This is a genomic window from Paenibacillus sp. SC116, assembly GCF_024733555.1.
Taxonomy (GTDB): Bacteria; Bacillota; Bacilli; order Paenibacillales; family Paenibacillaceae; genus Paenibacillus_B.
The window spans coordinates 832,847-845,482 of the sequence record NZ_JANIOF010000001.1; the positions used below are offsets into that span (position 1 = coordinate 832,847).

Genomic DNA, 12,636 nt, shown 5'->3' on the forward strand with positions numbered 1-12,636 from the left:
GGATTAATGTCCAGGTCCCTCACCATACTTTTCTTCCTCTTCAAATGAAACGCCATTTTTAATTTTTTGCAGCATTTCATTCCCTTTGGTTTCCCATTCGGCCAACGCGTTCTGCGTTGATTTTTTGCCAGTAATCACTTCATTGAACATTTGGGAACCTAAATAATCAACACGGTACAAGTCTTGTTTGCTAGTATACAATTCAATTAACTTTTGATTGGGAGGGATAATAAATTTACCACTAAAGAATGCAGAGACATTGTAATTGGAGCCTGCAGCCGGCTTAATATGGGATTTGCGTGTTACCATGTCATAACTGGTGCCGCGACTACGAACTTTCGCCCAAGTATCTCCATTCACGTAGCGGATAAAGTCCCAAGCATCTTCAGCATTCGGTGCTTTGGCATTAATGGCAAAGATGTCATTAATCTTGACCAAGCCAGTTACATTAGGAGCCTCAGCGTGAAATGGCATTGACACGACATCCCATTCAAATGGCTTAAAGTTCTTAATTTTACCTGCATTTTTCATAGCGCTAATCAGATCATTATGCATATAATGCAATTCTGTAGTCGTCATTGCCAATCTTCCAGACAAAAATAAATCATAAGCGAATGGCCCCTCATTTTGCTGCGGGTTCTCCATATTCCATGCTTCTTGTCCTGGGACTATTTTATCTTTATATAATTTGGCGGTTCTTTCCCACACCTGTGACCATTTATCCGAGTTAACCAACATTTTCTCTGCTTTACTATCAAATACTTGCAACTGAAGCGGATTAATGTACGCATTATTTATGTCAGTGAAAATGTCGCCATTGTAAGGATTAAAGGCCAATCCGTATTTACGATCCTTTCCCTCACCTTTACTTACACGCTCTGCTAATGTAAATACCTCATCCCAAGTCATCCCGTCCTTAGGAAACTCTACACCCGCATCTTGGAATAGTTTCTTATTATAAAGCAACACACCGGAACTGAACGTAGGTGACAAGCCGTATATACTTCCATTTCCCATATCTTTGATAGCATCATATACCACAGGTACGAGGTCAGAAGTTTCAAATTTGTCCTGCACCATGCGTTCATCCAGCTTCGCTAACTTCCCATCTTTGGCCATTTGCCCGAAACTGTTAGTATCCGTAATGACTACATCAACAGCATTAGCTCCTTCTAGCAGTTTGCTCCAGGCTTCTTTAGCCGATGGCATTTTCTTCTTTGGATCATATTCCTCATATCTCTGATCGTCATAGTTTATAGTAGGAACGAGCTCAATGCGGACATTCGGGTTAGCCATTTCAAACGTATCAACATATTGCTGCCTGATCGTAGCATCATTTGCAAAGCCTGATTGAAAACCGATACGCAAAATCCGTTCTTGACCTGGTGGCACTACCTCTTCTTGCTTCGTACATGCTGCTAGCAGCGGTACAATCAGGGTAAATGTTAATGTGAACATTAACATTTTATGTCCCCATCCTTGTTTCATCTCTTTCACTCCTCCTCAATCTTCCTAGGATACGCATATTGTTTCATTGAATTGTGTGAATGTTGCCTCTTTGTCTTTTGTATTCTCGCTTACCTACTTTACCAAGGAATTCCTTTTTATTGGTTACATAAATATAAAAAATAAGGGTGTCCTTTGTCATAATTATGACGTAGAAACACCCTTATTACATGTGGCCTCTTAGTAGCCTGCTTCTAAGTTTACTTCGTTTATTAACGACTCTCTGGACATATAACGGCTTACATTGTCTATAAAAATAGCTGTGCAGCGATCATTATACCGTTTGGATATCGCAGACACATGCGGGGTAATGACACAGTTGTCCAACTTCCACAAAGGCGAATCCTGCGGCAACGGCTCCACTTGAAACACATCTAAATACGCACGTTTGAACTGCTTTTCTTCCAAGGCATGAATAAGATCCCGTTCTACGACAAGGTCTCCTCTGCCTAAATTCAAGAGCACCGCTTCTTGTTTAAGCTGTTGCAGCCTAGCAGCACCCAACCAATTTTCGGTTTCACGAGTCAATGGAGCAATAAGAATCAAATAATCAGCTTCATTCAATGGGAGCTCTTCGGCATCAAATTGGTAGATGCAATCAAAGTGTTCCGCTTGTTTTCCTGAGCGATTAATACCCACTGTCCTCATCCCAAACACCTTGCATCGAGCTGCTATTTCTTGCCCAATAGCCCCTGTTCCTAGCAAGCAGACCGTCTTCCCTTCCAATTCCTCGAAACGAATCTTGCTGTTCCACTCGTTGCGTTGCTGCTGTTCATAAAGCGTTAGAAGCTGTTTGGCTTCTTGCAGCATGAGTCCAAATGCGAACTCGGCCATAGGCACTTTGTGAGCACCACGAGCATTTGTTACCCTAATATTTCGATTTGCTATAGAAGATAACGGCAACGCATCTACGCCAGAACTGAACACTTGGATCCACTTTAAGTTAGGCATTTTACGCAAAAGGTCCTCTGTTATACCCGTCGAATAGCTAATAAGCACTTCTGTAATTTGCAGCTGTTCATCAGAAATATCCATCAACGAGCGGCAAGTATGAATGTTTATATGTGGATTACGAGATAATAACCCCTCTATTTGATCTTCTTTCAAAAGAATGGTAGTAAGTATATTCACAATTTGTTCTCCTTTCACAGTCAATCTCCAGCTATATCTTTCAGCGTATCATATCAAGTAGAAATATTGATAGTTCATCTGTCTATAAATCTGTACATCATCACGATTATAATAAAACACGCATGCGCGAGCCCTTTTTACCGGACATCTGCATGCGTGTTGGTCGCGCTGTTTCGTTTGGTTATGCTGTTGAAACTAATACGAGCGAGAACCCAATATAATAATCCTCCACCCATGTAGGCGATAACATCCCAAGGATCTGAAACACCCCGATGATATAGTGGCGTTACATACTCCCAAAACAAACCCACAACAAATGTAAAACTAATAATTCGCCAGACACTGTATAAACTCAAACGAGCCTGCCCACCTACTGCACTAACCAAATTTGCGAATGCAACAATAAGGAGACCCCCGATCACATCATTAAAATGGCTATTCAAGAAATAAGAATCCAAGCTTGGCTTCATAACTTTATTATTCAGTATATATAATAAAATGGCTATTGTCCCAATAACGAAATTTATTCGAATGACATGATTAAAATAGCGAGAATAACAGCCCCTACTACACCCCAAAAAGTAATTCCTCCTCCTTTTTTTGCTTGTAAAGGTTGACCACAGCTTGGACAAGATTCTGCCTGGCTCGATATTCTGTGACCACATGCTGGACATTGTGTAAGATACATTTTGTCACTCCTTATGTGTGTTTATGATGTTATATCCTATTTAATAGGACGCAACTATTATACCATCCCCCTCAATTACAAACCATAATTTAGGTTATATATACATTGTTTTTACGAGAATAAAAATAAAAAACGCTCATCCAGCATGTTTCATGCTTAATGAACGCTCCTATTTGTATGAACATTAACGATTGTCATTCAACTATGCACATTTACGAATTACGCGGTAACCGTAAAAATAATCAATCATCATAACAAATTACGGTTCTAACCGCGAGGCGATTTGACGATCAACATAAGAATTGATGGATGTAATGATTACGGCAATGGCTGGCACAGCAACAAACATGCCCATTATGCCGAATAACCCTCCACCAACAAATACTGCCAGGATGATCCACAATGGGCCCACCCCTACTTTGCCGCCCATAATCTTCGGATTGATATAATACGCGTCCATTTGCTGTACAGCAAATATGAATAGTGTCGCCCACAATGCCTTTGAAGGATCTACCATTAACAATATAAACCCACAAGCCAGCATACCAACAAAAGGACCAACATACGGAATTACATTGGTTATCATGACGATCAAAGCGATTAGCAGTGCAAACGGCGTGCCCATTAAAAACAAACCGATAAATACAATAGTACCAATGACTAATGCGTCCAGTATTAATCCTACAAAATACTGCGAGAACACGCGATCCACGCTTTTAATGTATTCAATAACACCTTTCGCACGCTTATCACTCATGAAGCCGTGCAGAAGTTTCTGCGAACCAGCTGTAAACTTCTCTTTGTCCACCAACAAATAGGCAGATACAATCAACCCAATGACTAAATTTAACAAGATGGAAGAGAACGAAACAATTCCACTCACGAGCATGTTCAGATTACTCTGAATGATTTGTCCAATTTTAGTCGTTTTCGTTTTTAAATACGCCTCTACTTCTGTACCAATGCCAGATTGGATAAACCAATCGGTCTCGAACACATTAGTCCGCATCCATTTCTCAATGTCAACAAGAAACTTAGGTAACGCTTGTACTAAGCTCGATATGCTGCCAATTACAGTAGGTATAACAATGGTCAAACCAAGAACGATGGTACCTAGCACTACGGCATACACAATCAACATGCTGAATGCACGTTTAAACCGTAGCTTTGCTAATACGGTACGTTCCAACCAATTAATGAGGGGCCTTAGCAAGTAGGCAATTAAAAACGCAATAAAGAAAGGGGTAAGCAATGAAAGTATGGTCTGAAACCATTTCCACACATGCTCAGCGTTATCAATTACCTTGTACAACAAAAGAAAAATGATAAACAGCCCAATATAATACAATGTCTTACGATCTTTAAACATGACATGCTCCTCGTTCCTGATGTTCGGTCCTCTGATACGAATGATCATAAGACTCCTCCTATTTAATCTACCTAAAATCAGAGCCAAATGCAAAAGGAGGAACCTCTTCATTAGCAGCTGTTCATTTTACCACTTTTGAATAAGAACAGAAATTAGATACAAAAAAAGACTGCTATCGCTCAAGGAAATATCCCCCTATGATGCAGCCTCCACGTACTATATATTTTTATTGTTCGTTGTTACTGCTGGTTTCTGCTTGACAGTCATCGATATCGTCTGTTTCCATACCCACTCAAACGGCCCTAGCTTGAAGTAACGCAGCCATACATGGGAGAAAATGATCAGAATGACCACGATAAGCAACCACATTGCGATAGGGAACCATGCATAATGCTCTTTACTGAATCCATGTAAATTTAATCCCCAACCATAGAATATAATCGACGCGAGAATATTTTGCATGATATAACAACTCAATGCCATTTTACCGACCTTTTCAATCCGAGCAGCAAGCCAGTTATCTTCCCGCTTCTCCATAAGCTTCGCAATAAGCGCCATATAGCCAAGTGCGAGCAGTGGTGCGAACAAGTAGCGCTGAGACATTGCAAACAGTTCCGGACTCACGAGCACAAGCAAATGCAGTGGTCCACCTACTCCAACACCCCAGATTAACATTTTACGGCGAATTACTTTGCCCTTTTCATCAACAGCGAATGCGCCAGAACGCATTAACATAACACCAGTTAAGAAGAGGAGAATGTTCATTGGAATAATAAATATCGCTTCAGCACGGAAGATTAGGAAATTATCAAGTCGGTACAGAACCTGCTCCCACCAAGTTCCAGTCGTGTATACAATTGTGTTCGTATCGCCCATAGCAGCTTCTCCGCTCGAAATAGCCATTGTCAACATGACCATGAATGCGACATGAATGCTTCCAGCAATACTCATCGCCCATTTGATCACTTTCGTGCTCCGCTTCACGATATAAGCAACTATGATAGCAGTCACTGCATAACTCATCAATACGTCATATTCCATTACGAGAATAAAATGAATGAGTCCATCTAAAAACAGCAAGAACGAACTCCAAACATAAATGCCCGGCCACGGACGAAGCTGCCTCTCCGCTTGGCGCCGCTTAATTTCTAACCCGACACCGAACAGAATCGTCAGCATCCCTAAAAACTTGCCATTCACAAGCAGCATTAATAGCGCCTGCACCATTGCCTCTGCACTAGACCAGAAAGGATTTTCTGCTTGACCTACGAGGAAGTCGATATCGCCTACTGAAGCAAACACCCAAATATTCGTTCCTAACGTTCCAATGATGGCGAATCCTCTCAAGATGTCAAGTAATCGAATTCGCTGCATTACTCCACTCCTCCTATTTATCTCAATCTATTATGTCAAGCCATCTTAGATCGGCTTCCAGGTGCAGAAGGCCGCCCTCGACAAGCCAGATCATATCTTTATCATTCTGCTCATCTAAGCTGTTCTTGAATTGGGTAAGGCTCAATATTTCTTTAATGACGAGGCTGCGCTGCTGCTTAATCATCTCTTGAACGGCCTCAAAGCCTATTCTTCTGGCACATAAAATTTTGAAAAAGAACTCATCTCGAAGCAAAGATCGCTCCACGGGCTGCAGCAGCCAATTACTTAGCTCTACGCGGCCAGCTTCTGTAATCTGGTACTGCTTGCGATCCTTTGCATCTTCTCCCAACGTCTCTACGAACTCATCTCTAACGAGCCGATCGAGTGTTGTATACACTTGTCCCGTGTTCAGCTGCCACTTTTGATAGACGAGCTCATCGAACTGTGTTTTAATCTCGTATCCATGTCTCGGTTTACTATAAACAAGTCCTAGAATGGCATGCTTCACAGACATTTGACCACCACTTTTGCGATATAATATCAATCACTTGCTCGTATGCTATTCGTACTTCATGGCGTAAGTAATACTCCATTTGACTGCTCGATATGCTGGGAGCAAGCACGCTAACAAGGATATCCCAATTCCTGTGACACCAGCAATGAATACATCTTTCCAGGGAACGATGAACTGAAGGGGAAGATGAAGATAATATCCTTGAATCACCGTTAAATACATGGAGCCCAATCCAGCGAAAATACCGATTACAGCCGCTATCGCACCGATTATGAATGCTTTACTCAGCAGCAGCTTCACAATTTGCCAACGAGTATACCCTACAGCTCTCATCATCCCTAGCTCTCGGGCATATTCGACTGTGTTCATGAACATTGTGTTTGTAATCCCAATTGCCGCAATGAAGATGCTCAAATAAACGACGAGATTAATAATGCCAAATGTCTTCTGCAATTGTTGCTGGGACAAGAACATGATGTCACTCATCGTCTCTATACTTTTAATTGGCATATCGTGTTTTGCTAGCAGGGTATCTTTTAATTCCGTTGGAGTATGCGTTTCAAGAATCGCCATATTGTGATAAGGAAGTCCAATAGACTCTTCCAACGTACGCTGCGAGACGAATCCATTATTGTTCGCCATTCCCCAACCGACAGTTCCTACGACAATGAGTTCTTTTATCCCATTTGGGGTTTCTAATTCAAAGGTATCACCCTTTTTGCCACCCCACTCCCGATATACTTCTGCATCGAGCACGATGGTATTCGGGCTCTCTAATAATTGTGTATATTGAGCCAATTCACTCGTTAAATCTTGATTCACAATAAATGATTGTTCAGCGCTATTTAATTCCAGCATGCGAGATGTATGTTCATGCTTCCAGGGCAGAAAATAGCTTGCATACGTAGTCACTTGACGGACACCCTGCATTTGCCGCAATTCTTGCTTATGCTGACTTGAAATCGCATTTGCATATTTCACCGTAACGACAGGCATAACTGACGACTGTTCCAGGTTACTATAGAAAGAACTTCCTAGTGCACTAATATAAATAAGCATCGTAATTCCGAAACTCAAAATTGTGGACGACATCGTAAAATAGTGACTTGTGCGCATCATTTGTTTCGAAGCCACGCTGCCTTCTCTGCCAAATATGAATCGATTCAGCGGAGTTATTAGCCAGTGAACGCCTCGAAACAAATAAGGGAAAATAAGTGCTAATCCTATGAACAAAGGTAGAAATGTTATCATGTGCGTAATAAAGAAACTACCGATAATACAAAGGAGACCAGCTATTAACGTAATTTTTCCATTCGTTCTATCTATTTTGTTATCCATCCGTCGCAGTACGTAGGATACCGATGTTTCACTTGCTTTTGCCACAGGACTCCACACTGCAATAACAGGCAGTAAAATACCTGCCATCAAAGATAAAATGATTGCCTCATTCCAAACCATTTCATAGGGTAAAGCATTGCCGAATACATTTAGCAGCATTTCTTGCAACTGATAAGCAAGTACAGCTCCTACCCCGACCCCAATGATGCTTCCGATAAAGGTAAGCAGCACAACTTCCCTCAAAATATGTGCTTTAATTTGGAATGAGGTGTAGCCAACTGCTTTCATAATTGAAAATTCTCTTCTTCGTTCAGTGACATTAATATAAATGGTGCTGTACATGATAAATGATCCAATGAGTAGACCAAGTCCACCGATTACATACAACGCTTGGTATAACTCTCCCAATCCACGAACAGCTAACTGCGTATCTGCAACAGATCGCTGCACGTACAGCGTAGAATCACTAGCTATCGATTGTTGAAGATTTTTATTGATTTGATCAGGAGAGACCGACTTATCGCTTCTCAGCATAACCGTGTGAACTTGTTCATCCGCATTGCCTAGCTGTTGAGTAACAGCAAGTGGTACGAAGACGTCTACCGGATACAAACGGTCACTCGCTTGCCTTGAGTTATTTAGCTGCGATGTGTTTTCAATAATTGCTGCTATTTCCAAGTAAGGAGAGGAATTCGGCGATGGCGACTTAAGATAAATGCGATCCCCAACACCAACTCCCCATAGTTGCGAAGTAACTTGATCCACAACAAGCCCGCTAGATGTGAATTGTCCCTCAAGTACTTTCAGATCAAGAATAGGACTCGCTAGATCACTAACGCCAATGAACCGAATATTTTCAAAGAGAGCTTCTTTCTTATTTCCTTCTATTCGTTCAAGCGGACGGACAAACGCGATTTCTGCAACTGCGGATTCAACTCCATGAGTAGCTTGCAGCTCTTTAATCCAGCGTTCGTCGAATGTCCCCTCATTACTCGATACAAACCAATCAAAACGCCCATAAGCATCCACAGTGAAAGAGTGAATCCAGTTATTCGTTGTTTTTACCATGCTAATGGTCGCGAGCGTAGAAGCTACGCCAATTACAATAGCTAAAATCGTTAATATAGAACGAACTCTTTTATCTTTTATATTCCGCCAGGAAACTCGCCAGGATTGCATCTGTATCGCCCTCCTCGCGCGTAGTATCAGAGTGGACGCTACCATCCTTAATCATAATGACTCGATCAGCATAACCAGCGGCTAATATGTCGTGCGTAACCATAATAATCGTGTGCCGCTCTTCTTTATGAAGTTTAGTAAGAAGCTGTAAAATTTCAGTCCCACGCTTGCGATCCAAGTTACCCGTAGGCTCATCAGCCAACAGAAAACGAGGATTTGCGGCCAAGGCGCGGGCAATCGCAACACGCTGCTGCTGCCCGCCACTTAGTACATTAGGAAATTCCCGTGCTTTATTTTCTAATCCCATTAATGCGAGCAGCTTGAGTACTCGTGTTTTGATTTCAAGTCGAGAGACATTATCTGCTTCCAATGGCAGTCCCACATTTTCTTCAACAGTCAGCGTTGAAATAAGCTGATAGTCTTGGAAAACGAAGCCTACATTGCGTCTTCGGAACAACGTTCGATCCTTCTCCGACAACTGATGCATGGCGATATCATCAATGAGAACCTCACCTTCCGTTGGGAGATCGAGCCCGCCAATGAGTTGAAGTAAGGTACTTTTTCCAGCCCCGCTTGGACCCATTATCGCGACGAATTCGCCTTTTTGAATTTCAATATTAAGTTGATGTAGAGCGTGAAATGGCTCTTTGCCATTCAAAAATGTTTTCGTTACCTGTCGAGCAACAATCATTGTATTCAACTCCTGACTATTCTCCGGCTTAATATTGGGTAGTATTCTAAAGGTTATTAACAGGCGCGACGCATAAACTCTAACCCAGCAGCTTAAGCGCGACAACAGCCCCGATAATTCCAAATATAAATAACATTCGTAACAAATTTCGCGGTTCTTTAAACAGAAGCATGCCTACAATCGCTCCGCCTACCGTTCCAATTCCAGTCCATACCGCATAGGCAGTCGATAGCGGAATCGTCTTCATTGCCTCTAACAAAAAAGCAAAACTTATTAAAAATCCGCCAATAAGAATGACATTATTCATAAAGTTGTCTTTCTCAGCAGTCTTCTTTATTCCGATAATTCCAATTACTTCGAAGCATCCCGCTATAATTAAATACATCCACGGCATTATCCTTCACTTCCTTTACTCGTTACTTTGAGCCCGACAATACATAACAGAAGGAATAAAATAATGCCAACTCTAGCAAAGCTAATCCCGTTAGAAGCAACTGCCTCTACCACCACTGTGCCAACTGTACCAATACCAGCAAAAACAGCGTATACCGTACCAACAGGAAGTACGGAGGTCGCTTTAATAATGAGATCAAAGCTGATGATTAAGGAGATTATAACTGCGAACATGGGGACTGATTCGTACTTGAAGCCTGAGGCCCACACGATCTCTAATGCTCCCGCTATCAGTACGTAAAGCCATGCAAGGTTTGTAGATAAACTTTTTTTGTTACTCACTCTCACACCCCACCCATCTGAACGATTAGAACTATATACTGAGTATCTATATACTGAGTATATGAATTTATTGGAAAAATGCAACAGGATTTTTTCAAGTTCTTTACATTTGTGTCCGTAAGCTATGTTCTTCTGGCCCGATTTACGTTCTAATCCTTCTTGTATCAATGGATAATGAATTCGTTTAGAGCGTGTAACAACAGTCATCATCGTACAACGCCCCTGTGTATATTATGTGTCTTCATATAATTAACGCATTTAAGTTTACATAATAAAAAATATGTTAATGTTATGGACGTAAAAAAACGCCCCTTATCTGAGGGACGTTGTGCCTAACACTTTATCTACTTTAATTGTTTACTTCTTACTTTCCGCGAATTTGTTCAACTTTTGTTCCGTGCTTATCATAGCAGTAAGTAGTACCTCACTCCGACTAACTTGATCTCTTCTAAAATAGAGACAGCGCAAAACATTTTTGCTATTTACGCGGGCAATTACTTGTTGACGGCTTCTTGGCAAGTCGACGCATTGCGCTAAACCATTTATCCAATGCACCACGTCCTGTAGTGGAATAAATTCTTTCTCAATTATGACATCAACAATGGTTGCAATTCGCTCGTCTTCTTCTTCATTAAAGATATGTATCCCGTTATACAACATGGATTGTATCGCAGCAAGCACCTCAACTTGTACAGCTGCATCGCTTTCCGAACATTGGACAAGTTCAACTAACATATCTGCACCATGGGCAGCACTGTGAGCCCAACCGCCATCTTCTAAGTATCCGCGAAGATCTTTCTCCTCCTTGTAATAACGAAGGATTTCATCCTTTAGATGCTGGAATTCTGTGAGATCTAGAAATGGCTGTTGTCTATGTCGACGCACAATTAATACGATAGCAAGCGCAGTGAACGTCCTTGTAAATACGGATTGATCATTCTGGCTTCCAATTGCGTAGAATAAGTGCTCTTCATTTAGCAGCACCGCTAAAAGACTGCGCAGTTCTGCTTCGGAAAGCTTATTCTTCTCATGAATCCAAGTATAAAATGTCGGATAGATCAGATTGTCGCGCAATTCAGGATCTGGATCCCCAATGTATTTCAGCATGAGTGGAATGAAATCTTGAAGCTGCTCCCCTTCGCGCAGCTGATATTGCTCCTTCTCGATTCGTTGTAGATCTAGCATAAATTTCGCTCTAATGTCGTTCACTTTTCCATCCCCTTTAACAAGATTAAGATTTCGTCTATAACAATATGTGGTTCATTATGATGAATATAGTGCCCGCTGTGAGCTGCAATGCGAAATGTATTTGCTTCTGATGTTGATAGATGCCGCACATCTTGTTGCAGCTTCTGTTCGATCTCTAGTATTGCTTGATTAGGCCAATCACCCTCACCGATATCCGGCAAGCCTCTTGTAATAATAGAAAGAGGGATATCATGTAAGCAGCAATGCTCTACGATTTGCTTATAACTCTGTACCTTATCGATCTTCTCGCTGTTCAACAATGGATTTTCGTAATATTCTCGATTTCCTTGAATCATCTTTTCAGGCAGTACTTTCTCATAAGCAAGCTCTTTATACGCTGGTGCAGCATCTACGAGAACGATGCCAGCAATAAGTTGTGGATGGAGGCTTGCGTACAATCTAGCAACTAAACCTCCAAATGAATGTCCTACCAGTATGTATGGTGGTTCGACACGAAGCTCAACTAATAGCCGAGATAGCTCCTCCGTTAGTTCAAGACATGTCCTTGGGCCTGCAGCAGGCTGACTTCTGCCCAATCCTGCTCTATCATAAGAGAAGGTCGAAGTTTCCTGAGATATACGGTCTTGAATTTCACTCCACGTTTCGCAGCTATCGCCTAGTCCCGCTTGATATCTTCTTGTTCTACCGATAACAACCATCTCTATCATTTTGCTGTACTTCAATAAAATTGTCAATTTATCCCTAACTTATTTCTGTTGATTACATTCCATAACTGCCCTTGATTTACTTTCCAATGATTGGCCTTACAATCGACAGTTAACGAAAGTATAACTCCTGCCAAACATGTGGTAACATGAATATTAGCAAGAATGACATCAAGAGTTACGCTTTAGAAATAGAAA

Annotated in this window: 13 protein-coding genes; all 13 read right to left on the reverse strand. The window is 41.4% G+C overall.

Annotation, left to right across the window (positions count from 1 at the left end):
* Nucleotides 1-3 precede the first annotated feature (3 nt).
* Entirely contained in the window at nucleotides 4-1,488 is a 1,485-nt protein-coding gene (locus NQ117_RS03315) for an ABC transporter substrate-binding protein (RefSeq protein ID WP_258276581.1), read from the reverse strand.
* A gap of 198 nt (nucleotides 1,489-1,686) precedes the next feature.
* Nucleotides 1,687-2,637, reverse strand: coding sequence for a D-2-hydroxyacid dehydrogenase (locus tag NQ117_RS03320; RefSeq protein WP_258276582.1), 951 nt, complete (start codon nucleotides 2,635-2,637; stop codon nucleotides 1,687-1,689).
* A 137-nt stretch (nucleotides 2,638-2,774) separates the two neighbouring features.
* Nucleotides 2,775-3,215: a hypothetical protein gene (locus tag NQ117_RS03325; RefSeq protein ID WP_258276583.1), complete on the reverse strand. Its 441-nt coding sequence runs from the start codon at nucleotides 3,213-3,215 to the stop codon at nucleotides 2,775-2,777.
* On the reverse strand, nucleotides 3,161-3,325 hold the full coding sequence (locus NQ117_RS24125; RefSeq protein ID WP_375163015.1) for a zinc ribbon domain-containing protein: 165 nt from the start codon (nucleotides 3,323-3,325) through the stop codon (nucleotides 3,161-3,163). The genes NQ117_RS03325 and NQ117_RS24125 overlap by 55 nt, the downstream gene beginning before the upstream one ends.
* Nucleotides 3,326-3,584: 259 nt before the next feature.
* Entirely contained in the window at nucleotides 3,585-4,742 is a 1,158-nt protein-coding gene (locus tag NQ117_RS03330) for an AI-2E family transporter (protein ID WP_258276584.1), read from the reverse strand.
* A 168-nt stretch (nucleotides 4,743-4,910) separates the two neighbouring features.
* Nucleotides 4,911-6,068 (reverse strand): DUF418 domain-containing protein, encoded by a 1,158-nt coding sequence (locus NQ117_RS03335; RefSeq protein WP_258276585.1) that lies wholly within the window; start codon nucleotides 6,066-6,068, stop codon nucleotides 4,911-4,913.
* Nucleotides 6,069-6,090: 22 nt separating this feature from the next.
* Nucleotides 6,091-6,582, reverse strand: a complete 492-nt coding sequence (locus NQ117_RS03340; protein WP_258276586.1) for a PadR family transcriptional regulator — start codon at nucleotides 6,580-6,582, stop codon at nucleotides 6,091-6,093.
* Between the two features lie 45 nt (nucleotides 6,583-6,627).
* Nucleotides 6,628-9,099 (reverse strand): FtsX-like permease family protein, encoded by a 2,472-nt coding sequence (locus tag NQ117_RS03345; RefSeq protein WP_258276587.1) that lies wholly within the window; start codon nucleotides 9,097-9,099, stop codon nucleotides 6,628-6,630.
* On the reverse strand, nucleotides 9,059-9,790 hold the full coding sequence (locus tag NQ117_RS03350; protein WP_258276588.1) for an ABC transporter ATP-binding protein: 732 nt from the start codon (nucleotides 9,788-9,790) through the stop codon (nucleotides 9,059-9,061). The genes NQ117_RS03345 and NQ117_RS03350 overlap by 41 nt, the downstream gene beginning before the upstream one ends.
* 79 nt (nucleotides 9,791-9,869) lie before the next feature.
* Complete coding sequence (locus NQ117_RS03355; RefSeq protein ID WP_258276589.1) at nucleotides 9,870-10,184, reverse strand: DMT family transporter; 315 nt, start codon at nucleotides 10,182-10,184, stop codon at nucleotides 9,870-9,872.
* Nucleotides 10,184-10,525 (reverse strand): DMT family transporter, encoded by a 342-nt coding sequence (locus NQ117_RS03360; protein ID WP_258276590.1) that lies wholly within the window; start codon nucleotides 10,523-10,525, stop codon nucleotides 10,184-10,186. Before NQ117_RS03360 ends, NQ117_RS03355 begins: the two co-directional genes overlap by 1 nt.
* Before the next feature lie 357 nt (nucleotides 10,526-10,882).
* Nucleotides 10,883-11,734 carry a DUF2785 domain-containing protein gene (locus NQ117_RS03365; RefSeq protein WP_258276591.1) on the reverse strand — a complete coding sequence of 284 codons (852 nt, stop codon included), beginning with the start codon at nucleotides 11,732-11,734 and terminating at the stop codon, nucleotides 10,883-10,885.
* Nucleotides 11,731-12,441 carry an alpha/beta fold hydrolase gene (locus NQ117_RS03370; RefSeq protein WP_258276592.1) on the reverse strand — a complete coding sequence of 237 codons (711 nt, stop codon included), beginning with the start codon at nucleotides 12,439-12,441 and terminating at the stop codon, nucleotides 11,731-11,733. The genes NQ117_RS03365 and NQ117_RS03370 overlap by 4 nt, the downstream gene beginning before the upstream one ends.
* Between the last annotated feature and the right edge of the window lie 195 nt (nucleotides 12,442-12,636).